Genomic DNA, 24,025 nt, shown 5'->3' with positions numbered 1-24,025 from the left:
CCGTATGGGATAGACCATTCTGTTGAACTCAGCAAAGGAAGAGAACAATGAGCACCAGCATCAGCGCTACCCTCAAGGATCCCACGCTGTTCCGCGAGGCCAATTACATCGACGGGCAATGGTTGCCGGCCCAAGCAGGCCGTTCGATCGCCATTCATAATCCCGCCAACGGCGAGCTGGTCGGCCACGTGCCGGCCTTCGGCGCCGAAGAAACCGCGCGCGCCATCGCCGCCGCCAAGAAGGCGCTGCCCGCCTGGCGTGCGCTGACCGCCAAAGAACGCGCCGGCAAACTGCGGCGGCTGTTTGAACTGATGATGGAAAATCAGGACGATCTGGCACGCATCATGACGGCGGAACAGGGTAAACCGCTGGCCGAAAGCCGCGGTGAAATCGCCTACGCCGCCTCCTTTATCGAATGGTTCGCCGAGGAAGGCAAGCGGGTCTACGGCGACACCATTCCGCAGCCGCAGGCCGGTCGCCGCATTATCGTGCAGAAAGAGCCGATCGGCGTGTTCGCCGCCATCACCCCGTGGAACTTCCCGGCGGCGATGATCACCCGCAAAGCCGGCCCCGGCTGGGCCGCCGGCTGTACCGGGGTGATCCGCCCCGCCAGCCAGACGCCGTTCTCGGCGCTGGCGATCGCCGTGCTGGCGGAGCGCGCCGGGCTGCCCGCCGGGGTGTGCAACGTGATCACCGGCCCCAGCAAGGGCATCGGCGGCGAACTCACCGCCAACCCGGATGTGCGTAAACTCTCCTTCACCGGCAGCACCGAAGTCGGCGCGCAGCTGCTGGCCCAGTGCGCGCCCACCATCAAGAAAACCAGCATGGAGCTGGGCGGCAACGCGCCGTTTATCGTGTTCGACGACGCCGATCTGGACGCCGCCGTGGCCGGCGCGGTCGCCTCGAAATACCGCAACGCCGGCCAGACCTGCGTCTGCACCAATCGTTTTCTGGTGCAGGACGGCGTATACGACGCCTTCGCTGCCAAACTGAAAGCCGCCGTCGCCAAGCTGAAAGTCGGTAACGGGCTGGATGAGGGCGTCACCATCGGCCCGCTGATTAACCCGGATGCGGTGGAGAAAGTGCGCGAGCATATCGCCGACGCCGTCGAGCACGGCGCATCGGTGCTGCTGGGCGGCAAGCCTGACGCGCTGGGCGGCAATTTCTTCACCCCGACCATCCTGACCGACGTGCCGCGCACGGCGAAAATCTTCCGCGAGGAGACGTTCGGCCCGGTGGCGCCCCTGATCCGCTTCAACCACGAGGCCGACGCCGTCGAACTGGCCAACGACACGCCGTTCGGCCTGGCCGCTTACTTCTACAGCCGCGACATCGGCCGGGTGATGCGCGTGGCCGAAGCGCTGGAGTACGGCATCGTCGGCATCAACGAAGGGCTGATCTCCACCGAGGTGGCGCCGTTCGGCGGCATGAAGCACTCAGGTTTGGGCCGCGAAGGCTCAAAATACGGCATCGAAGACTATCTCGAAATCAAATACCTGTGCCTTGGCGGTTTGGGCGCCTGATGCGATGGGCTCCCGCGCCTGCGGGGGCCCTGCCTGGCGGTTTTGGAGAGTCTTTGCTACCTTTAGGCCTCTCGTTCAAACGGTTAAAAGGAATTTCCGCTATGCACCCCCTCTCGATGCAGTTGCCCGGCTTTTACGTCGCCGGCCAGACAATCAGAACCACCAATCAGGACGAAACCCGGCCCGAAACGGCTAAAATTTCTGCGCTGTGGTCAGACTTTTTCGTCACCTCGCCCGCCATGCCGGTCTACGGGGTCTACTCCAACTACGCCTCCGACGCCGGCGGGCCGTTTGACGTCACCGCCGGCAGTGCGGCAGAGAGCGGTTTGTACATCGAACCCGGCCGCTATCTGGTGTTCCAGGCCCGGGGCGCGATGCCGGCGGCGGTCATCGAAGGCTGGCAAGCCATCTGGGCCTACTTCGAGCAACACCCGGAAATCGAACGCCGCTTCCTGACTGACTTCGAAGCCTATACCGGCCCCGACGCGGTCGATATCCATATCGGCTGCCGCTAACGTAACAGTGAGATCGACGATGACCACCTTCTCCCCCGCCATTCCGATCCTGCGCATCTTTTCGGTCGACAAGGCCAAAGAGTTTTATCTGGATTTTCTCGGTTTCACGCTGGCGTGGGAGCATCGTTTCAGCGAGGATCTGCCGCTGTACATGCAGGTGAGCCGCGCCGGATTGACGCTGCACCTGAGCGAACACTACGGGGACGGCACGCCCGGCGCCGCCCTTTTCATCCCGGTGCACGATATCGACGCGCTGCACCGGGAGCTCACGGCCAAAAACTACCGCTATGCCCGGCCGGGAGTGGAGGTTGTCGACTGGGGCAAGGAGCTGAATCTCACCGATCCGTTCGGCAACCGCCTGCGGTTTTGCGAGCAGAGCCACGAGGCCTGAGCGGCCTTATTGGCGGTACTCCGCCTCGCTGACCGGCTCCAGCCAGGTCACCGGGCTGCCGCCCACCGCTTCGGCGATGGCGATATGGCTCATGGCGGTGTCCGGCGTCGCGCCGTGCCAGTGTTTGACGCCTGCCGGGATCCAGACGATATCGCCGGGGTGCATTTCCTGCGTGGTCTCGCCCCACATCTGGATCCAACCGCGCCCCTGAGTGACAATCAGCGTCTGGCCGAGCGGATGCGTATGCCAGGCCGTGCGGGCGCCGGGTTCGAAGGTGACGGTCGCGCCGCCCACCCTGGCCGGCGCGTCACCGGCGAACGGCGCGTCGATGCGTACCTGCCCGGTAAAATAATCCGCTGAACCGCGCTGTGATGGGATCGAACCGCTGCGTTGTATTTTCATCTGTCGTGTCCTCCGCGCCGGCTCTCACCGCCGGCGCTGATCGTCATGAGTGCGTAATGCCAAGATAGCGCCATGCTTTTCCGGCGACTAGCGGGTAAAATGCGCAAGGAGCTATGAGCTAAATTCATAAATCTGCGCGACAGTGCGCTCACCTTCCTCTTCGGTGCCGATATGTTGAAAGAAAACTTTAACGATCTGATCGCTTTCCTGATGGTGGCCAGGGAGCGCAGCTTCACCAAAGCGGCGGCGCAGCTTGGGGTTTCCCAATCGGCGCTCAGCCACGCTATTCGCGGGCTGGAAGAACGCCTGGCGCTGCGCTTGCTCACCCGCACCACCCGCAGCGTCGCCCCCACCGAGGCCGGTGAACGGCTGCTCAACAGCATCGGCCCGCGCTTTGCGGAGATTGAAAGCGAGCTGAACGCGCTGGGTGAAATGCGCGATCGGCCCGCCGGCAACATCCGCATCACCGCCGGCGAACACGCGGTGGATGCGGTGCTGTGGCCGGTGCTGCGCACTTTTCTCGTCGATTACCCGGATATCAACGTGGAAATCACCGTCGACAACAGCCTGACCGACATCGTCGCCGGGCGATTCGACGCCGGCATTCGGCTGGGGGAACAGGTGGCGAAGGATATGGTGGCGGTGCGCGTCGGGCCGGACATGCGCATGGTGCCCGTCGCCTCCCCCGCCTATTTCGCCCGTTACGGCCGCCCCGCCACGCCGCAAGCGCTGCAAAACCATCGCTGCATCAACATGCGCCTTCCCACCCTCGGCGGGCTGTACGCCTGGGAATTTGCCCGCGATGGCCGGGAGATCAAAGTGCGGGTGGAGGGGCAACTGACCTTCAACAGCCTGCGCCAGCGGATCGACGCCGCGCAGCTCGGCCTCGGCATCGCCTTTGTGCCGGAAGATACCGTCGCCGAGCCGCTGGCCGACGGCCGGCTGCAGATGGCGCTGGACGACTGGTGCCCGCCGTTTCCCGGCTATTACCTCTATTATCCGAGCCGCAGGCAGCACACCACCGCCTTTGCGCTGCTGATTGAGGCGCTGCGGCGCGGGGCTTAACGCCCGACGTTTTTCTGCAGATGCGCCGGGTAGCGATCGCCGATCACGTCGATAGCGGAAAGCGCGCGCTCAATCTCGCCCAGCTCGTCCGCCGCCAACGCGACCGCCGCCGCCGCGAGGTTTTCTTGCAGACGATGGCGCTTGGTGGTTCCCGGGATCGGCACGATCCACGGCTGCTGCGCCAGCAGCCAGGCCAGAGCGATCTGCGCCGGCGTCGCGCCCTTGCGCTCCGCTATCTGCCCCAGCACATCCACCAGCGCCTGGTTGGCTCGGCGCGCCTCGGCGCTGAAGCGTGGCACCTGGTTGCGAAAATCGCCGCTGTCAAAGGTGGTGTCCTCGGTGATGGCGCCGGTGAGAAAGCCCTTGCCGAGCGGGCTGAACGGCACCAGACCGATGCCCAGTTCCGCCAGCGTCGGCAAGATTTCACGCTCCGGCTCGCGCCACCACAGCGAATATTCGCTTTGCAGCGCCGTGACCGGCTGCACTGCGTGGGCACGCCGAATGGTTTGCGCTCCGGCTTCCGACAGGCCGAAGTACTTCACTTTCCCTTCGCGAATCAGTTGCTGCACCGCCCCGGCCACCTCCTCGATAGGCACCTCGGGATCGACGCGATGTTGATACAGCAGATCGATGGCCTCTACCCGCAGGCGCTTCAGCGAACCGTCCACCGCCCGGCGAATATGCTCCGGACGGCTGTTCAACACCTGTTGCCCCGCCGGCTGCGACAGATCGAAACCAAACTTGGTGGCGATAACGACCCGATCGCGCACCGGCGCCAGCGCTTCGCCCAACAATTCCTCGTTCGTGAAAGGACCATAAATCTCGGCGGTATCGAAGAACGTCACGCCTTCGTCGACCGCGGCACGGATCAGCTCGATCGCCTGTCGTTTGTCGGTGGCCGGGCCATAGCCAAAACTCAGCCCCATGCAGCCCAACCCCAACGCCGAGACTTCCAGCCCTTCGCGCCCCAATTTGCGTGTTTGCATCTTCACTCTCCCGCTGATTGATACCGGCGCCGCCTGACGCGGCACCGCTCCGGTGTGATGACTGTAAAACACGGTTGGCACCATGACTATGGGGCGAAATACGCTTGGGCTTATGAGCCAGGCTCATGAATCAAACGTCATCGTTGAGCGCTTGGCCGATCGCCTCCTCACACAGCAGGATGTTATGGTGATGACAAGCCAGCGGGATGACCCTCAGCCGCTCACAGACCGCGCCTAGCCCATTATCCGCCACCGCCAGCAGCGGCACCGTAACCGCCTCCGGCAACTGCGGGTTCCTCTCCGTCGCCTTAAACAGCGTCACCTTGGTGGTCTGCAGCCTGCGGCTCAGCCGCCCTTCTGACAGCCGCCGCTCCGCCTGCCCCGCGGCCATGGCGCGTGTCGCCGCCTCGCCTTCGATGCCCAGCACCGGCAGCAGCTGATCCAAGGGCAACTCCGCCGTAGCCTGCCGGTAGAAGCTGTCCAGCAGATACAGTTGCACGTTACGGCAGCCACGCGCTTCCAGGCGGGCGGCAATCTCCAACGCGATAATGCCCCCCAGCGACCAACCGAGAATGCGCACCGGCCCGGCGCCTTGCAGCAGACCGGCGGCGATCATCTCGTTCAGATACCGTTCGGCCAGATCGCCGAGCGAGTCGATGGCGGGTTGATGGTAAAGGTTATGGTTATCGACGCCATAGCAGTTGAATCGCCCCTGCAGCGGCTGGGCGAAAGCGTGGAATGCCTCCGCCCCTACCAGCGCCGGATGGATCATCCATACGACGGGCGCGCCCTCTGCCCAGCGGTTAAGCGGCATGACCAGGCGGCGTTCGTTGGCGGCCAACAGGTTTTTCAGCGTGCGACTTTGCAACAGCTGCACCACCGGCACCGGCGCGGCCATCAATTCGCCCATGCCGACACACAGGGAAATGGCCTTGATCGAGGTGCCGCCCAGCAGGAAGAAATCGTCCGTCATGCCGACCTGCCCGCACTGCAGCGCCGCCTGCCACAGCGCACACAGCTGCTGTTCCAGCTCGTTCGCGGGAGCGACATAAACCTGCGGTTCGCTCGCAGCAGGCGTAGGCAACGCCTTGCGATCCAGCTTGCCGCTGGAGTTGTGCGGCAACGCTTCCAGCCGCATCAGCGCCGCAGGCAGCATGTACAACGGCAATTGCCCGCTCATAAAGGCCAACAGCGCCGATTCATCCAGCGGCGCCTCGCTGACGTAATACAGCGCCAGGCGCTGCCGATGCGCCTCCGACAGCACGACGGCGCAACAGGATTTGATCGCGCCGAACGCCAGCGCACATTGCTCGACCTCGCCCAGTTCAACGCGGTAGCCGTTGATTTTCACCTGAAAATCCATACGGCCGAGGAACTCCAGGTTGCCGTCCGGCAAATAGCGGCCGGCGTCGCCGGTGCGATAAAGCCGCTCCCCCAGCTCCGGATGGTAGATGAATTTCTCTTCGGTCAGCGACGGATTGCGGTAATAACCGCGCGCCACGCCGATCCCACCGATGTATTGCTCCCCCGGCAAGCAGGGCGGCAGCACGCGCAGATGACGATCCAGCACGTAAAAACGCTGATGGGCCATCGCCTGACCGTAAGGCACGCTGGGCGCCAGGATCGGCGTCTCCGGGATATCGTACAGGATCGACCAAATGGAGCTCTCGGTCGCGCCCCCGGCGCTGACGACTCGGCACCCCGGCCGCCATTGACGAATGCGCGCCGGCAGTTGGCGGGAGATCACCTCGCCCACCAGCACCACGTTGCGCAGCTGCGGCCACTGCGCCTGCGACGCGGCGGATTCCAACTGCTCTACCAACAGCGTCATCACCGAAGGCGCGGAGTTCCAGAAGGTCACGCCCTGAGTCATCAACAGCCGATGCCAGGCCTCAGGCTGATAGCGTTCGGTTTCGGACGGCATCACGATAGCGCCGCCCACCGACAGCAGGCCGAAAATATCGAACACCGAAATGTCGAAACTCAGCGCGCTGAGCGCCAACCCGCGATCGTCCGCGCCGATTTCCAGCTGGCGCAAGGTATCGATGATGCTGTTCACCGCGCCGCGATGTTCTATCGCCACCCCTTTCGGCGCGCCGGTAGAGCCGGAGGTGAAAATGACATAGGCCAGCGCGGAAGGCGCCGGCAAGACAAGCTCTCCCGGCGCCGCCGGCGGTAACGCCGTGACGGCCCCCTGCGGATCGATGGTCAACAGCCTGGCCTCGCCGCTGGTCGCCCACTCCCGGCTGCTGAGGATAATTCGGGTCTGCGACTGCGCGACGATATCCAGGCGGCGGCGTTCCGGCCAGGCGCCGTCCAGCGGCAAATAGGCCTTGCCGGCCATCAGAATCGCCAGCACCGCAATGATTTGCGCCCGCCCTTTGTCCACCATCACCGCGATGGTATCGGTGCGCATGTCCGCGTGCTGACGCAGCTGCAGCGACAGCGTCAGCGCGCGCCGATACAGCTCACCGTAGCTCAGTTCGCCCCATTCATCGACGATCGCCAGCCGTTGGGGATGGCGCTCGGCCTGACGGATGAAATCATGATGGATGGCACGCTCAAAATCGTAGACCGGCGGACAGGATTGATGGAAGGCGCGTTGCCGCGCCATTTCGCTCTCCGAGACCAGCGCCAACTGGCTGACGCGCTGCTCCCCGTGATTGACGATCTGCGTGAGGATGGTCAGATAATACTCGCCCAACAGCGCCAGCGTGGCCGGTGCGAACAATGCGGTGGCATAGTTGAAGATCGCCCTGCCGCCCTGCGGCGCCGGCTGTATGCTCAGCGTCAAATCGAATTTGGCCGCCTGGTAGTGCGCCAGCAGATCCTGTGGTGCCAGCCAGGCCGGCGCATCCCCCACTTCCTCCAGCGCGAACAGCGCCTGGAACAGCGGATGGCGCGACAGATCGCGCGGCACCTGCAGCAGCTCGATCAGCTGATCCAACGGCAAATTCTGATGCCGTTGCGCCTGCAGCACGCCGTCAAAGACCCGGTTTACATAGTCGTTCAGCGACGCCGCATCGTCGATCTGCGAACGCAGCGGCAGCGTATTGACGAAGAACCCGATCGCCGAGCGGGTCTCCGCCACCGGCCGGTTGGCGACCGGCGTGCCGACCAGAATGTCTTGCTGGCCGCTGAAGTAACCGAGCAGCAGGTTAAAGGCCGCGAGATACAGCGCAAACGGCGTGACGCCCTGGCGCCGGGCGAACTGCGTCGCCTGCATCGTCAGGGTCTCCGGCAGCGCGATGACGTGGTTGGCACCGCGATGATCGAAACGGGCCGGCCGCACGAAATCGAGCGGCATTTCCAGCGCCTGCCATCCATCCAGCGCTTGCCGCCAATACGCCTTCGCCTCATCCGCCTGAGCGGATTCCAGCCAGCGCCGCTGCCAGACGGCATAGTCGCCATAGTGTAACGGCAACGCCGCCAGCCCGGCCTCTTGCCCTTGCCGCTGCGCCTGATACAGCACGTCCAGCTCCTGCAACAGCACCGGCTGCGACCAGCCGTCAAACGCCAGGTGATGCACCAGAATCAGGCTGTAAGTCACCCACCCGCCATCCGGCTGCGCCACCCGGTAAACGGCTGCCCTGATCGGCAATTCTGCCCCCAGCGCGAACGGCCGGTCGATATCCTGCCGCAGCCTGTCCGGCCAGTGCGCCGCCGCCAGCGTCACGCGCTCCAGCGAAAGCGTCAGTTCACAGGCGCGGGCAACGGCGCTTTGGGATGGCATCTGGACAATCAGGCTGTGCAAGACCTGATGCCGGGCGACCACCGCCTGCAAACTGCGCTCGTAAGCCGCCAGGCACACCTCGTCGCCGAGACGGAACAGCATCGGCACGTGGTAGAGATTGCCGCCTCCGTTCAAATTCTCGATAAACCACAGCTGCAGCTGTGAAGAAGAGAGCGGATACTCGCGCTGCCGCAGCGGCGGGATCGACACCGGCGCGGCGCCCTGCTCCTGTTGCGGCAACGCGCGACACAGCGAGCGGATCGTCGGGAAGCGCCCCAGCTCGCTCAGTGTGACCTCGCGCGCCAGCCGCCGGCCGATCTGATAGCAGGCCTGGATAGCCAGAAGAGAGTTGCCCCCCAGCGAGAAGAAATTGTCCTCCACGCCGATATCCTGCCGCTGCAGCAGATCGCGCCACACCGCCAGACAAGCGTTCTCCCATTCGCTCTGCGCCGCGACGAACTCACGCGCCGCCCTTTCCGGCTGCGGCAACGCCTGTCGCGCTATCTTGCCGTTTTCGGTCAGCGGCAGCTGCGCCAGCTGCATCAGCGCCTGCGGCACCATGTAAGGAGGCAGTTGGCGGCTCAAATGCTGAGCCAGCGCCTGAGGGGCGATCGCCTCATCGGCAACGTAATACGCGGCCAGGCAGGGCTGCGGTTGCGTGACGAGCACGCAGCAACAGGCGGTCACGCCCGGATAGGCGAGCGCGGCATGTTCTATCTCCCCCAGTTCGATGCGATAGCCGTTCAGTTTGATCTGCTGATCGAGGCGCCCCATAAACTCCACGTTGCCATCCTCCAGCCATCGGCCCGCATCGCCGGTGCGATACACCCGCTCCTGCAGCTCGTCATGCCAGAAGAAACTCTCGGCGGTGCGTTGCGGATCGCCGTAATACCCGCGCGCCAGGCCTTCCCCCGCCAGATAGATTTCGCCTCGGACACCCGGCGCGGCGGGCCGCCGCCCGGCATCCAGGATATAGCAACGCTGGTGCGGCAACGGTTTGCCGTAAGGAATGCTGACCGACCGAATTTTCTGACCGCGCGGCACCTCGTACAGCATGGTGAAGATCGCCGCCTCCGTAGCGCCGCCGGCGCTGCAAAAACGGCCGTGCGGCGCCCAGGCCAGGCAGCGTTCCGGCAGTGAGGTGGCGATCCAGTCGCCCCCCACCATCACCGCCCGCAGCGCCGGTGCCGGCCCGGCCGTCAACCCCGCCCCGTTCACATAATCCAGCAACAGCTCCATCAGCGCCGGTGCGCTCAGCCATTGAGTCACCCGATGGGTCATCATCAGCTGATACCAGGCCTGCGGATTGGTCCGATCCCGCTCGGCCGGCATTACGACCGCGCCGCCGGCGCTCAACGGGCTGAAAATGTCGAAGATCGCCAGATCGAAGCTCAACGCGCTGAGGGCCAGGCTGCGATCCCGCTCGTTGAGGCCGAAATACCGCCGCACGCCCTCCAGCATATTCACCGCGCTGCGATGTTCGATCGCCACGCCTTTCGGTGTGCCGGTCGATCCCGAGGTGAAAATGATATAGGCCAGGCTGTCGGGCCCGGCATCCAGCGCCGGCAGGCGCTGTTCCGGCAGCGGCAGCTGCGCCGCCAGCCCTGCGGCATTCAGTTCGATCAGATTGATCTCGTCGCAGGCCCAGGGCGCATCGCTGAGCAGCGTATTGATGCCGGCCTGCGCCATCACGTTCAGCCGGCGCTGCGGCGGCCATGCTGCCTCCATCGGCAAAAACGCCTTGCCGCACATCAGCGCCGCCAGCAGGGCTACCGGTTGCCGGCGCCCCTTGTCGGCGATGACGGCAATGGCGTCACCGGTCATCCGCCCTTGCACGCGCAGCTGAGTGGCAAGCGTCAGCGCCGCCGCGTGCAGCTCGCCGTAAGTCATCTCGCCCTGCTCGTCGACAACCGCCACGGCCTGCGGATTGCGCCGCGCATGCTGCACGAAGTCCTGTTGCAGGCTGCGTTCAAACGCATAGCCGAAGGCGGGCGACGCCGGCAGCGCCTGACTCTGCGGTTGCAGACGGATATTTTCCAGCGGCCAGTCGTCGTGGTGCGCCATCTGCTGCAACACGGCGAGATAGTAGCCGGCCAACCGATCCATCGACGCTTTGCTGAACAGCGCCGAAGCGAAGTTGAAGCGCGCGCGCATCTGCTCCCCCTGCGGCGTCAGCGTGAGCGTAAGATCAAACTTGGCGGTGCGTTCATAAGCGCTCAGATCGACCACCGACAGCCAGTCCGGGCGCGCCAGTGCGCCGCCTTCGCTCTCCAGCGCGAACATGACCTGGAACAGCGGATGGCGCGAAAAATCGCGCGGCAGCGCCAGGTCGTCCACCAGCGCTTCCAGCGACAGCGTCTGATGCTGCTGCGCCTGCAGCGTCGTGGCCGCGACCTGCCGCACAAACTCCACGACGCGATGACGCGGGTCGATCTGCCGGCGCAAAGGCAGCGTATTGACGAAGAACCCGATCAGATTCTCCAGTTCAGGGCGGCTGCGGTTGGCCAACGGCGTGCCGACCATGACATCGTTCTGGCCGCTGTAGCGGGACAGCAGCAACATGAACCCCGCCAGCATCACCGCATGCAGCGTCACCCCCTCTCTGCGCGCCAGCGCATCCAGCGCCTTCACCAGCGCCGCCGGCAACGGCACTTCGCTGTTGTCGCCGCGCTCGTCGAAGACCGCCGGCCGCAAAAAGTCCAACGGCAGCGAGAGTTGCTGGCAACCTGCCAGCGCTTGCCGCCAAAAGGCCAATTCTTCCGCCCGGCGCTGCACATTTTCCGGCGCTTGTTGCCAGCGAGCATAGTCGAGGTATTGCAACGCCGGCTCTGTCGCCTCACGCCACGTGCCGCGATAGCGCGCGTCCAGCTCCTGCAGCAGCACCTCAAGCGACCAGCCGTCAAAGACGATGTGATGGAACACCAACAGGCAAACGGTCGTTTCCCGCTCCGCCGCATCGCGGTAACGGTAGCGCGTGGCGCGCAGCGGCAGCTCGCTCGTCAAATCCATCGGCTGGCTGCAGGCTTGCGTCAGCGCGGCGTCAAATTCATCGGCGCTCAGCGTTAGCACAGGCACCGGCAACGCGGTGTCGCTGACCCACTGGCTGGCTTCGCCCCGATCATTCTGGCGAATCAGGCTGCGCAAGATCTGGTGGCGCTCGACGATCGCCTGCAGGCACTCCGCAAAACGTTCGTCATCGATATCCGGCGACAGCCGCAGCAGCACCGGCGACAGATAATGCGTGGCGTTCACCGACAGTTGCTGAACAAACCACAGCCGCGACTGCTGAAGCGACAGCGGCGCCTCCCGCAGCCCGCCGGGGAGGATCGGCAGCTCGTCCGGCGGCGCCTGACGCTGGGCAGCGATGTGCTCGCTCAGCGCGGCCACCGTCGGGTGCTGATTCAACGTTAGCACCGAGATCTTCGCCCCCGGCAGTTTATTCACTTCGTGGCACAGCCTGATCGCCATCATGGAGTTGCCGCCGAGGCGGAAGAAGTTGTCATCCACGCCGACATCGCCCCCCAGCAGCCGATTGAACAGTGCCGACAGGCGAATCTCCAGCGGCGAACACGGCCGGCGAAACGCCGTTTGCGGCTCGATCGGCAACGGTTCCGGCAATGCCCGGTAATCGACCTTGCGGCTCACCGTCAGCGGCAGCGCCGCCAGCGCCCGCATCGCCGAGGGCAACATGTAGTGCGGCAGCTGCGCCGCCAGCCGTTGCAAGATGTCGCCGGCCTCCGGCTCCGCGCCAGGTTGCGGCACATACCAGGCCGCCAGCTGGTCCGTAGTGCCGGGACGCAGACTCACCACCGCCTCGGCCACCCCAGGCAGCGCGCGCAGCTGCATTTCTATCTCGCCCAATTCGATGCGATAGCCGTTGATCTTGATTTGCTGATCGTGCCGTCCGAGGTACTCCAGACTGCCGTCGGCCAAGCGCCGCACTCTGTCGCCGGTGCGGTACAGGCGCCGGTACGGTTCACGCAGTTCAAAAGGATTGGCGGTGAACGCGGCCTCCGTCAACGTCGGCAGGTTCAGGTATCCGCGCGCCAGGCCGACACCGGCCAGGCACAGCTCGCCTTCCGCCCCCAGCGGCAGCAAGTTATCGTGCTCGTCAACCACATAGCAACGCATGTTGGCGATGGCGTGGCCGATATTGCGCGCGCCGTTGCGGCGATAAATATTCAGGCTGGCGCTGACCGAAGCTTCGGTCGGGCCATACATGTTGGCGACCTGCATGCCGCGGGCCAGGTAATGGTCGAGCGCTTCCTGCGCGCTCGCCTCGCCGCCGGTCGCGAGATAGCGCACCGAAGCCGGCAATTCAGGGAAGGTGCCAAGCAGCGCCGGCGGCAGGAAGCAGGCCTCGATGCACCAGGCCGTCATCTGTTCGCACAACAACGCCGGATCTCGTCGCTGCGCTTCGCTCGCGATGAACAGCCGGTGGCCGTTGCCCAGGGCCATGAACACCTCAAAGACGTGCGCGTCAAAGGCCAGCGAGGCGAACTGCAGGCAGTTGAGCGCATCCGGCTCATTGCGCAACAAACGCTGCGTATGGCCAAGCACCATGTTGGCTGCACCCCGGTGTTCGCACAGCGTGCCCTTCGGCCGCCCGCTGGTGCCGGAGGTGTAAATCACGTAGGCCAACTGCCGGGCGTCCACACGCGGCAAGCTCGCGGCATCCGCATCGGCGAGCGGTTCATCCGCCGACAGGCAAAGATCGCCCGGCGCCAATCGCTGCGCCGCGGCCTGCAACGCGCTTTCGGTCAGGACGATCGGGCTGTTTACCTCTTGCAGGATATAATCCAGCCGCTGCGCCGGCGCGGCGGGATCCAGCGGCACATAGGCACCGCCCGCCTTCATGATGGCCAGCATCGCCACCACCGCCTCCACGCTGCGCTGCAGATACAGCGGGATCAGCGTCTCCGGCGGCATGGCCACGCCGCGCAGCCGTTGATACTCCGCCTGCAGCCGCAGCGCCAAACGATCGCTGCGCTGCGCCAACTGGCGGTAGCTGAGCGATCCTTTGGCGTCGGTCACGGCGATGCGTTCCGGGTGACGGCGCGCCTGGCGGGCCAAGCCGTCGAGCAGCGTCGCTTCCGCATCGGCCGTTGCAGGCCCGCTCTCCCAGGCGTCGCGGCAGCGCAAAACCTGTTGCGCCGTCAGCTGCGGCCAAGCGGCAATCGGCGCATCCGGTTCGGTTAACGCGCGCTGCAATAGCCAAAGATACTGCTCCGCCATCTCCGCCATCTGGGTCGCGTCGAACAGATCGGGGCGGTAGCGCAGGCGAAACTCAAAGGCCTGCTCGGTGGGCTGATACTCCAGCAGCAGTTCCGAACCGGCCAGATCGACATTGAACCGGTGATTGACGCCAATGCGACACCCCTCGAGCGCCAGCGGCGCATCTTTCAGGTAAGCCTGGGTAAAGTTGACGTTCATCTGACGCACCGGACTGAGGCTCAGCATGTCATAAACCGGTAATTGGCTGTGCCGCAGCTTGCCAGCCACCTTGAGCGCTTTGCTGTAGGCCAGCGTCGCGCGGTACAGCTGATTGAACGTGGCTCCCGGGGCGAGGGTCAAGGGAAACACCGCAGTGTTGACCTGTGCGCCGAAGAACAGCGCCTCGCCACCCTCCGGCGCGATGGGATAACCGATATGCACCGTTTCCTGCGCAGATTGTCGGGCGATCAGCAGCGCCCACAGCGTTTTGAAGATCAGGAAAGGATTGGCATACCTGACGCCGGATTTCAGCGCTTGCCACTCAGCGAACGGCAACGCAAAGCGCACTTCGCCGGCGCCGGGCGCTTCGGCCGCTGCGCCGGGGAGATAAGGCAACGCCACGCGCGGGGCGCATTCGGCCAGCATGTCGCCCCAGAATGACGCGGAACCGAACTCGTGTTTCAACGCCGCGATATCCGCCTCATAGCGCCGGTACAATGTGCTGATGTCCGTTTCATCCGCCTGCGGCGGCGTCACCGCCGTGCCGCGATTGTAATAGGCGGAAACGGCGCTGTAGAACTCCTGTCCGGACAGGCCGTCGATCAGGATGTGATGAACGACAATGATCAGGTTATAGCGCTGCGGAGCCAGCTCAATCAGATAGAAGCGGCACAGCGGCCCTTCCCGGAGATCGAACGGCGCATTGATTAACTTACCGACATCGCAATCGGCATCGAGCGTTTCCAGCGCAATTTTTTTCGCCGACCTTACCCAGCGTAATTGCGAGGCGCTGTCATCCAGAACGTGGTGAAACAGAATATAGTCACGGCAAACCCCGTCGATCGCCGCGCGCAGTCGGCCGACGTCCAATTCTCCCTCAATCGTCTGATCCAGCACCAGGTTGTACTCGCAGGAGTGTGGATTGAGCATGTACTCATTCCAAAATGTGTGGGTATAGGGTGAAGCGATGAGCGCGTCCATAAATCAATTCCCTTTTAATATATTCCGTAAATATATAAATAGATACTTATGCATGACATAAATACCGTAAGCGTTATACGATTGAGCTGTTAACTGAAAACCTAAAAAACATAAGAGGGAATATTATTTTATTTTTATAAAAAATAAAGCCACAAAAATACAAATAAATAAATATGATAAAAATCAATCATATATAATATGTTTTTATTTTCCACTAATGAATTAACCACATTGCATTCATTAATAAAATAAATGAGATAAACAAATTAAAAAAACGAATAGGATTATGTTTAATATAAGCCTGGGTAATTTAAAAACGCCCGGCACATCGCTATTGAATAGAGAATTTTCTTAATTGAAAACACGCCTCTTTCGGCTGCGCTATTCCAAAGCATACGATATCGGAATATCCTATACTCTTTGCAGGATGCAGTTTCCTTCCCCTTGAATGCCGGTACAGGGAGTCAAAAATGGCTATTTTCGCCCCCTTGCGGGCAACTCTTTCAGCATTATTGGCAGAATTATCTGATGAATAAAAAACGTCCCGCCTTGACCCCGGCAACCCTGTTATTGCTGCAGCCGATCTGTATCGGCTCGGCCCTGGCGGCGGAGCAAAAAGACAGCGACACCCTGGTGGTGATGGCGCAACCCACCGGATTGACGGAGCTGGGGTCGCCGGTCTCCGTCAGCGTGATCGACGGCGAAGACCTGCGCAACGCCGCGCCGCAGATTAACCTGTCGGAAAACCTCGGCAGCGTGCCGGGCCTGCAGATCCAAAACCGGCAAAACTATGCGCAGGATCTGCAGCTGTCGATACGCGGGTTCGGTAGCCGCTCGATGTTCGGCGTGCGCGGGGTGCGCATGTACGTCGACGGCATTCCCGCCACCATGCCCGACGGCCAGGGGCAAACCTCCAATATCGACATCAATTCCGTCGAACGCATCGAGGTGCTGCGCGGCCCCTATTCCGCGCTGTACGGCAACGCCTCGGGCGGGGTCATCAATGTTGACACTATTACCGGCACCCAGCCGCCGACGCTGGAAGCCGGCGGCTATTTCGGCAGCGACAACACCTGGCGCTACGGGGTGAAAGCGACCGGCGCCACCGGCGACGGCACCCAGGCCGGCGACGTCAACTACACCATCTCCGGCACCCGCTTTACCACCCAGGGCTACCGCGATCACAGCGCCGCGCGGAAAAACCTCGGCAACGGCAAGCTCGGCGTGCGGCTGGACGACGTCAGCACCCTGACGCTGATGTTCAACAGCGTCTCGATTGACGCCGGCGATCCGGGCGGCCTGACCGAAGCGGAATGGAAGGAAAACCCGCGCCAGGCGCCGCGCGCGGATCAATACAACACCCGCAAATCGCTCGACCAGACCCAGGCCGGCCTGCGCTATCAACGCCAGATGAGCGAACGCGACGAACTGACCCTGACCGCCTACCACGGCGAGCGCCACACCACGCAGTACCAATCGATCCCGATGGGGCCGCAGCTCAACCCCACCCACGCCGGCGGGGTGATCGTGCTGGAAAGAAAATATCAGGGCATTGACACTCGCTGGAAGCATGAGGATACTCTCGCATCGTTACCGGTAACACTGATCGGCGGTCTGGATTATGAAACCATGACCGAACGCCGGCAGGGGTTCGAAAACTTTATTCTGCGAGACGGCACAGTGGACTACGGCGAGAAAGGCGACCAGCGGCGCAACGAGAAGAACCGCATCTGGAACCTGGATCCTTACCTGCAAACCTCCTGGCAACTGACGCCGCACTGGACGCTGGATGCCGGCCTGCGCTACAGCACGGTCAGCTTCGACTCGACCGACTATTACATCACGCCGCGCAACGGCGACGACAGCGGCAGCAAGCGCTACCACCAGTGGCTGCCGATGGGCTCGCTCAACTACAAGATCAATCCGGCGTGGAACCTTTATCTCTCCGCCGGCCGCGGCTTTGAAACCCCCACCATCAACGAGCTCTCATACCGCCCCGACGGCCAGGCGGGCCTCAACATTGGCCTGCAGCCGTCTACCAGCGACACCGTCGAGCTGGGCAGCAAGCTGCGCCTCGGCAACGGCCTGGTGAGCGCCGCCCTGTTCCAGACCGAGACCGACAACGAACTGGTGGTGGCGGAAAGCAGCGGCGGGCGCACCAGCTATGCCAACGCCGGTAAAACCCGGCGGCGCGGCCTCGAGCTGGCGCTGGATCAGGAGTTTGCGCTGGACTGGCGCCTGAATATGGCCTGGACGCTGCTGGACGCCACCTACCGCAGCGATATGTGCGGTAAATCCGGCTGTACCCCCGCCGGCAATCGCCTGCCGGGCATCGCACGCAATATGGGCTACGCCTCGCTGGCCTGGGCACCGCCGGAAGGCTGGCACGCCGGCGCGGAGCTGCGCTACATGAGCGACATTCAGGCCAACGACGCCAACAGCGCGCAGGCGCCCTCTTACACCGTGGCCGGCGTAAACGCCGGTTATCGCTTTACCTGGAACCGCTGGGCGCTGGACGTGTTCAGCCGGGTAGACAATGTGTTCGATCGCCGTTACGTCGGTTCGGTGATCGTCAACGAAGGCAACGGCCGCTATTTCGAGCCGGCGCCGGGTCGCAACTGGGGTGGCGGCGCCACCTTGTCTTACCGCTTTGAATAAGGCAAAGCACCTTAAGGTTAAAAGACGGGATGGGTTTTACGTCACCCTAGCGGCTTCCCGCTGAAATATTAGGGAGAAACCGCGTGTTTTTTCCGATTTGGCTTAATCTCTAAATCGGGGACTTTCATTTTTGGTAAGGGTATTGCTATGCAAAATAAAGCGTCACTATCGCCGCTTATCGTCATAACGGCGCTATTTGCCGCGCTGAGCGGGCTTTATCTGCTCGGCGGCGGCATTTGGCTGGCCAAGTTGGGCGGTTCGCTGTATTACATCATCGCCGGGCTGGTGCTGCTGGCGACCTCTTGGCTGCTGTTCCGCCGCCGCGCCACCGCGCTGCTGCTGTACGCGGTGTTCCTGCTGGGCACCACCGTTTGGGCCCTGTGGGAAGTCGGCCCGGACTTCTGGGCGCTGACGCCGCGCCTGGACGTCACCTTCTTCTTCGGCCTGTGGCTGGTGCTGCCGTTTATCTACCGTAAGCTGGTCGCCAACGGCAAGTTCGCCTATGGTGCGCTGAGCGCGGCGCTGGTCATCACCGTCATCGCGCTGGCCTATGCCGTATTCAACGATCCGCAAGAGATCAACGGCACTCTCGACGCCGCGCAGGTGCAGCCGAAAGACGCCACCGGCGCCGACTGGCCGGCCTATGGCCGCACCCAGGAAGGCACCCGTTACTCGCCGCTGAGCCAGATCAACGACAAAAACGTTGGCCAGCTGCAAGAGGTTTGGCGTTTCCAGACCGGCGATCTGAAGACCGCCAACGATCCGGGTGAGATCACCAACGAAGTCACGCCGATCAAGATCCGCGATACCCTTTACATGTGTACGCCGCACCAGAAGCTGTTCGCGCTGGATGCCGCCACCGGTAAAGAAAAGTGGAAATTTGATCCGCAGCTGAAGTACAACCCGACCTTCCAGCACATCACCTGCCGCGGCGTGTCTTACCACGAAACCGCTGCAGCCGCGGGCGCCGCCGGCGATGCCGCACCGGCGATGTGCTCGCGCCGCATCATTCTGCCGGTCAACGACGGCCGCCTGTTCGCGCTGGACGCCGACACCGGCAAACCGTGCCCGGACTTCGCCAACAACGGCGAGTTGAACCTGCAGAGCAACATGCCGTATGCGACGCCGGGCCACTACGAGCCGACTTCGCCGCCGGTGATCACCGATAAAGTGATCGTCATCGCCGGCGCCGTGACCGACAACTACTCCAACCGCGAGCCTTCCGGCGTCATTCGCGGCTTCGACGTCAACAGCGGCAAGCTGCTGTGGGCCTTCGATCCGGGCGCGAAAGATCCGAACGCCATCCCGGCGGACGAGCATCACTTCGTGCCGAACTCGCCGAACTCCTGGGCGCCGGCCGCCTATGACGCCAAGCTGGATATCGTCTATCTGCCGATGGGCGTTTCCACGCCGGACATCTGGGGCGGCGATCGCACCCCGGAAATGGAGCGCTACGCCAGCGGCCTGTTGGCGCTGAACGCCTCCACCGGCAAGCTGGCCTGGTTCTATCAGACGGTACACCACGACCTGTGGGATATGGACGTGCCGGCGCAGCCGACCCTGGCGGACATTACCGACAAGAGCGGTAAAAAAGTGCCGGTCATCTACGTGCCGACCAAAACCGGCAACATCTTCGTGCTGAACCGCACCAACGGCGAGCTGGTGGTGCCGGCGCCGGAGAAACCGGTACCGCAGGGCCCGGCCAAAGGCGACCGCCTGTCGCCGACCCAGCCGTTCTCCGAGCTGACCTTCCGTCCTGAGAAGAAACTGACCGGTGCGGACATGTGGGGCGCGACAATCTATGACCAGCTGGTCTGCCGCGTGATGTTCCACAGCCTGCGTTATGAAGGCACCTTCACCCCGCCATCCGAGCAGGGCACGCTGGTGTTCCCGGGTAACCTCGGCATGTTCGAGTGGGGCGGCCTGGCCGTCGATACCGATCGCGAAATCGCCATCGCCAACCCGATCGCGCTGCCGTTCGTGTCCAAGCTGATCCCACGCGGCCCAGGCAACCCGATTGAGCCGCCGGAAGGCGACAAGGGCGGCAGCGGCACCGAGTCCGGCGTGCAGCCGCAGTATGGCGTGCCGTTCGGCGTGACCCTGAACCCGTTCCTGTCACCGTTCGGTCTGCCGTGCAAACAGCCGGCCTGGGGTTACATTTCCGCCGTGGATCTGAAAACCAACGACATCGTGTGGAAAAAACGCATCGGCACCGTGCGCGACAGCTCACCGCTGCCGCTGCCGTTCAAAATGGGCATGCCGATGCTGGGCGGCCCGGTGACCACCGCCGGTAACGTGTTCTTCATCGGCGCCACCGCAGACAACTACCTGCGCGCCTTCAGCGTGACCAACGGTGAAAAACTGTGGGAAGCGCGCTTGCCGGCCGGCGGCCAGGCGACGCCGATGACCTATGAGGTCAACGGCAAGCAGTACGTGCTGATCTTCGCCGGCGGCCACGGTTCCTTCGGCACCAAGCTGGGTGACTATCTGGTCGCTTACGCCCTGCCCGACCAGAAGTAACCGCTGCAGTTAATACCGCGCAAAGCACGCCGCAAGGCGTGCTTTTTCTTTTCCCGCCCCGCCGACTGCCCCTCGTAATACCCTTAATTTTTTACTCTCAATATTGATAATGGTTATCATTCGCAATATTATGAGTGCGTGGCCCCGGCAGCGGCCCGAAATCCTTCTCCAGCTTAATGGGCAATACAACGATCGGCCGCCTGCGGGCGGCTTTATTCGGAGGCGCATGGTCGACCATACTCGGAAGCATCGGAAGAAAATTCTGCAAGCGGCGGTGAAGACGCGGCGCGCCGCTCTGCCGCTCGCGGCGAACTCCCCCGCCACTGCGCATTTTATTGGTTTGCCCCATCAGACGGAGGCCGTGCTGGTGCACCTGGTCGGCCATGATGACGCACAAGAGGAGCATGAATGAACCTGCAGCCCTTTACCGCCATGCTGATGTTCGCCTACGTGCTGTTGATGGTGCCGCTGCTCTACATCATCGACAGCCGGCTGAGCGCCAGCAAACTGGTGCGCAAAGCCACACAAAACGTCATCATCATCGTGTTGACGCTACTGTTCTTCAGCGCGATGACGCTGCTGTATTGACGCCGCAGCGGTTCCGGCGCCAAGCCGCGCACCTGAACCGCACCCCTCTCCTCGCGACCGCTCTACGGTTTTCAGGCCCCCTTGCCGCAGCCAGTGGTATAAATCGACGTTGCGTTTGAACCCCAGTTTTCTCATCGCTGCCTGTTTGTGGTTACTGACGGTCTTCACGCTCAACGCCAAATAACGCGCTATCGCCGTCGGCGGCATTTCCCAGGCCAGATAGCGCATCACATCCTGTTCGCGGCGGGTAATGCGCTGCCGCTCGCACCAATAACAGCGGCGCGCTTCGCTATCAGACGTCTGCAACGCCAGCGCCTGTTCCACCCGGCTCAGCACGAGGCCGATCGTATCGTTGCGAAAGATCACACCCGATTCGCTGATGCAGCGCGGCTTGTCGCGCCAACGGGTGTCATCCGGCGCACGCAGAGAAAAATTAATCTGTTTACCGCCCTCCGCGGCACGCAGGCAGAATCGCGCCTGCCAATCCCTTTCCACGGACTGGAACACCATATCCGCCTGCGCCGCCGCGGCGGGATCCAGCAATCGAACCGGAATCGCCCTGCGGGCAAAATAAGGCAGCAGCACCCGCTGCAGCCCTTCAATAAAAAAGCGGTCGTTATCGATGAACGCCAGGGACAGACTATTTCCCATCGGTACCTTCTCCATGAAATCTCCCTTTTCGCACCCAGATGCACGTCATCCTTTCCGCTTATCAGCGATAAAAAGACCGATGACGGCCTTGCGGTGATACGCGGCCTTAAGCGCGACCAAGCGGCTACGGCAGCGCCAGAATGGCGACCGACTGTCCAGAGTAATCACCGGCTTTGACCGTTCCGGTCACGCCGAGCGTTGAAGTGACCGGCAACGTGATGCCGCTCGTGTCGGCAGTGAACGGATAGCCCTGATTGCCCAACACGCCATTGATGCGCAGCGTGCTGTAGACGCCCGAGTTGTTGCCCAGATCCAAACGGCCGCTGCTGCCGGTGCGGATATACATGACGATATTCATCTTCTGCGAACACACCACCCGCAGACTGCCGCGCGCGGTATTACCCGCCAGTTCAGTGTCCTGCAGCACGCCATGGTTCAAATCGAGCTGCTGCTCATCAATGCCGCACACCCCGACCGGCGGCGGCGCGATGCCGCAGACGCTGCTGGGCATCAGGCGCGCATTGCTCCCCGTTACCGCGGAACCGGAGCGCGTGTTGTAAAACAACCCGACGCACTCCTGAGTGATCGACTCCCCCACGTGCGAAGTGCTCCCCTGTATCGGCAACGGATAGATGCTTTGATAAAAACGGCTGAGCTCGCCCATCGTCGCCAATTGAGTAATTTGCGGATAACGCGTCGAGCCGACAACGTAGGCAGACGGTGACACCGAAGATGTGCCCCCGGTGTTGGTGCTGGTATGCCGGTGGTTAATGCCGATAGCGCAATTTGCCTGCTGATAGCAGGGATTGGGCGACAGGTCGTCCATATCCCAGCTTTCAAGCACGAACTTATAGCTAGCGTTGGAGGGAGAGCCGGTGCTTTGGGTGACGTACGAATAGATTTGTGCCGAGCACAGCCCCGGCGCCAGGCCAAGCAGTAGAGACATCCATCTGAAGTGAGCACGCTGCATCGCGTCAGGTCCTTATTCTGTTTTGCCGAATACCGGGCCGGCCCGGCGTTTATTGATAGTCCAGGTTGAAAGTCGCAATGGCGTTGAACGCGCCGCGACCGATGGTCTTCTTCGCCAGCGCCTCCGGTTCGCCCCGCACATAAGCCTGCACGGCGATCACCGTACTGCCGTTCTGCAACGGGTATTTGCCGCCGGCGCTGTTGAGCGGCAATGGCCGCCCTTGCGCGGTTTCCATGCCGATGGCGATCCCGCTGGCCTCGCTGCTCGCCGCCAGCGCCAACAACCCCGGCAACTGCGGGTTTTCCTCGCCCTTGAAGGTGATCGACACCGTTTTTCCCAGGCTCAGATCGCATTCGGACAGCCGCAGCTCGAACGGTTGGCTCAACGTGCGCTGATTCAGGTACAGGTATTTGTCGACCACGGTGCCGAAATCCAGTTGGATATCTTCGTCGCCCGGCTGAATGACACAGGGCTCCGCCACCAGCGCGCCGTGCATATAGAGATTGTCCGCCGCTCGCACCATTCCGCTCGCGCCCAGTGAAAACAGCAACAGCCCCGCCGTCGCCCAGCGGCGTCTTGGCGTCATTTTCATACGTGTTCCCTCCTTCACTGGTAGTCAGCCTGCAGAGTCGCCGTGGCGTCGAACGCCCCTTCCGTCAAGGTTTCCCCCGCCTTGCTGACAGGCACTGCTTCCAGCACCGGCGGCTTGAGCGGATCGATGGGCAGCGAACTGCCCACTTTGAATGGCGCGGCATTTTGGTAAATGCGAATGCCCAGATAACGGTGGTTGGTTTGCACCGCCGCCTCATCGAAAGAGGTCGCCGTGCCGTTCAGGCTCAACATCATGTCCCACTTGCCGATCCCCGGCTCGCAGGTAATGCGATAGCCGATGGTTTGCCGGTAATTCACGCCGTCGACCTTATTGATACCGACGCGATCGCCGAAATCCACATCGATCACGCCATCATCGTTGATGGTGCAGGGCGGCGGCTCGATCAGCGTGCCGCGGAACTGCATATCGACCGTTTTTTCCGCCCAGGCGAAGTGGCACACCACGCCGGCGCACAGCAGCACGCTCGCCGTTAAACGCTGTTTCATGCTCTAGCTCCTGCGTTACTGATAGTCCACTTTCATCGTCGCGCCGGCGGTGAATTCGCCCGCTGTCAGTTTGGCAGTGGCCGATTTCACCGGCACCGCCTCAAGCGTCGGCGTGACGGGATAGGTAAAACTCAACCACTGATTGATCGGCCAGCGGCCGCCCCCGTGAAGCAGCGCGATGCCCAGTCCGTCCTGGCTGGTGCGCAACAATTGACCGTCGAAACCGGCCGCCGCCCCCTGAACCTGCAGTTTGAGAGCGTTGCTGCTCTGCCCGTTGCACGTCAGCGTATAGTTCACCGGCCGCCGATAGTTGCTGCCGTCGATCCGGGTGGTCATCACTTCATCGCCGAAATTCACCTCGATAGGCTGCCCACCGTTGATAACGCAGGGAGGGGAAAGCACGGTGACCCGCACGTTCACCAGGGTGTTCGCCTCAGCCGCCAGTTGAACCAGCGCCAACAGCCCCGCCAGCCAGAGCGCCGTTCGGCTTCGTTTCATCATCTGCGCCATC

Annotated in this window: 16 protein-coding genes; 8 read left to right on the top strand and 8 right to left on the bottom strand. The window is 62.7% G+C overall.

What is annotated here, in order from left to right; genetic code table 11:
* The first annotated feature begins 47 nt into the window (after positions 1 to 47).
* From gabD to ACJ8HN_RS02285, 3 genes are all read left to right on the top strand, one after another.
* Positions 48 to 1,523 (top strand): NADP-dependent succinate-semialdehyde dehydrogenase, encoded by a 1,476-nt coding sequence (gene gabD, locus ACJ8HN_RS02295; RefSeq protein WP_039565356.1) that lies wholly within the window; start codon positions 48 to 50, stop codon positions 1,521 to 1,523.
* A gap of 101 nt (positions 1,524 to 1,624) precedes the next feature.
* The gene (locus ACJ8HN_RS02290) at positions 1,625 to 2,038 is read left to right on the top strand and encodes a GyrI-like domain-containing protein (RefSeq protein ID WP_164104869.1); all 414 of its coding nucleotides are present in this window, start codon (positions 1,625 to 1,627) and stop codon (positions 2,036 to 2,038) included.
* Positions 2,039 to 2,057: 19 nt separating this feature from the next.
* Positions 2,058 to 2,429, top strand: a complete 372-nt coding sequence (locus tag ACJ8HN_RS02285) for a glyoxalase superfamily protein (RefSeq protein ID WP_033647874.1) — start codon at positions 2,058 to 2,060, stop codon at positions 2,427 to 2,429.
* 6 nt (positions 2,430 to 2,435) lie between these two features.
* Here the strand turns inward: ACJ8HN_RS02285 and ACJ8HN_RS02280 are convergent, their stop codons facing one another.
* A complete protein-coding gene (locus ACJ8HN_RS02280) occupies positions 2,436 to 2,831 on the bottom strand; it encodes a (R)-mandelonitrile lyase (RefSeq protein WP_442522993.1) in 396 nt (131 codons plus the stop codon).
* A 171-nt stretch (positions 2,832 to 3,002) separates the two neighbouring features.
* On the opposite strand from ACJ8HN_RS02280, the gene ACJ8HN_RS02275 reads away from it, so the two are divergent.
* Complete coding sequence (locus tag ACJ8HN_RS02275) at positions 3,003 to 3,896, top strand: LysR family transcriptional regulator (RefSeq protein WP_033647876.1); 894 nt, start codon at positions 3,003 to 3,005, stop codon at positions 3,894 to 3,896.
* On the opposite strand, the gene ACJ8HN_RS02270 is transcribed toward ACJ8HN_RS02275, so the two are convergent.
* A complete protein-coding gene (locus tag ACJ8HN_RS02270) occupies positions 3,893 to 4,882 on the bottom strand; it encodes an aldo/keto reductase (protein ID WP_193146392.1) in 990 nt (329 codons plus the stop codon). The two genes, ACJ8HN_RS02275 and ACJ8HN_RS02270, sit on opposite strands and share 4 nt — an antisense overlap.
* 130 nt (positions 4,883 to 5,012) lie before the next feature.
* Positions 5,013 to 15,029, bottom strand: a complete 10,017-nt coding sequence (locus ACJ8HN_RS02265; RefSeq protein WP_442522992.1) for an amino acid adenylation domain-containing protein — start codon at positions 15,027 to 15,029, stop codon at positions 5,013 to 5,015.
* 528 nt (positions 15,030 to 15,557) lie between these two features.
* Between ACJ8HN_RS02265 and pqqU the strand changes: the two genes are divergently transcribed.
* From pqqU to ACJ8HN_RS02245, 4 genes are all read left to right on the top strand, one after another.
* Positions 15,558 to 17,687, top strand: a complete 2,130-nt coding sequence (gene pqqU / locus ACJ8HN_RS02260) for a TonB-dependent receptor PqqU (protein ID WP_049234665.1) — start codon at positions 15,558 to 15,560, stop codon at positions 17,685 to 17,687.
* A 147-nt stretch (positions 17,688 to 17,834) separates the two neighbouring features.
* Positions 17,835 to 20,207, top strand: a complete 2,373-nt coding sequence (locus ACJ8HN_RS02255) for a glucose/quinate/shikimate family membrane-bound PQQ-dependent dehydrogenase (RefSeq protein ID WP_049211400.1) — start codon at positions 17,835 to 17,837, stop codon at positions 20,205 to 20,207.
* Positions 20,208 to 20,433: 226 nt separating this feature from the next.
* On the top strand, positions 20,434 to 20,619 hold the full coding sequence (locus ACJ8HN_RS02250) for a hypothetical protein (RefSeq protein ID WP_033638531.1): 186 nt from the start codon (positions 20,434 to 20,436) through the stop codon (positions 20,617 to 20,619).
* Positions 20,616 to 20,795, top strand: coding sequence for a hypothetical protein (locus tag ACJ8HN_RS02245; RefSeq protein WP_033635123.1), 180 nt, complete (start codon positions 20,616 to 20,618; stop codon positions 20,793 to 20,795). The genes ACJ8HN_RS02250 and ACJ8HN_RS02245 overlap by 4 nt, the downstream gene beginning before the upstream one ends.
* Here the strand turns inward: ACJ8HN_RS02245 and ACJ8HN_RS02240 are convergent.
* The 5 genes from ACJ8HN_RS02240 to ACJ8HN_RS02220 form a co-directional block, all read right to left on the bottom strand.
* Positions 20,760 to 21,461 (bottom strand): helix-turn-helix transcriptional regulator, encoded by a 702-nt coding sequence (locus ACJ8HN_RS02240; RefSeq protein ID WP_080434115.1) that lies wholly within the window; start codon positions 21,459 to 21,461, stop codon positions 20,760 to 20,762. The genes ACJ8HN_RS02245 and ACJ8HN_RS02240 overlap by 36 nt on opposite strands.
* A gap of 109 nt (positions 21,462 to 21,570) precedes the next feature.
* Entirely contained in the window at positions 21,571 to 22,392 is an 822-nt protein-coding gene (locus tag ACJ8HN_RS02235; RefSeq protein ID WP_223181969.1) for an MrpH family fimbial adhesin, read from the bottom strand.
* A gap of 73 nt (positions 22,393 to 22,465) precedes the next feature.
* Positions 22,466 to 23,008 (bottom strand): fimbrial protein, encoded by a 543-nt coding sequence (locus tag ACJ8HN_RS02230; protein ID WP_371317395.1) that lies wholly within the window; start codon positions 23,006 to 23,008, stop codon positions 22,466 to 22,468.
* A gap of 14 nt (positions 23,009 to 23,022) precedes the next feature.
* The gene (locus ACJ8HN_RS02225) at positions 23,023 to 23,514 is read right to left on the bottom strand and encodes a fimbrial protein (protein ID WP_051917615.1); all 492 of its coding nucleotides are present in this window, start codon (positions 23,512 to 23,514) and stop codon (positions 23,023 to 23,025) included.
* Positions 23,515 to 23,529: 15 nt separating this feature from the next.
* A complete protein-coding gene (locus ACJ8HN_RS02220) occupies positions 23,530 to 24,015 on the bottom strand; it encodes a fimbrial protein (RefSeq protein WP_232049649.1) in 486 nt (161 codons plus the stop codon).
* Positions 24,016 to 24,025 lie beyond the last annotated feature (10 nt).

Origin of the sequence: Serratia sp. CY29653 (assembly GCF_052169255.1) — a bacterium.
GTDB classification, from domain to species: domain Bacteria; phylum Pseudomonadota; class Gammaproteobacteria; order Enterobacterales; family Enterobacteriaceae; genus Serratia; species Serratia sarumanii.
This window is presented reverse-complemented; position numbering and strand designations above follow the sequence as displayed.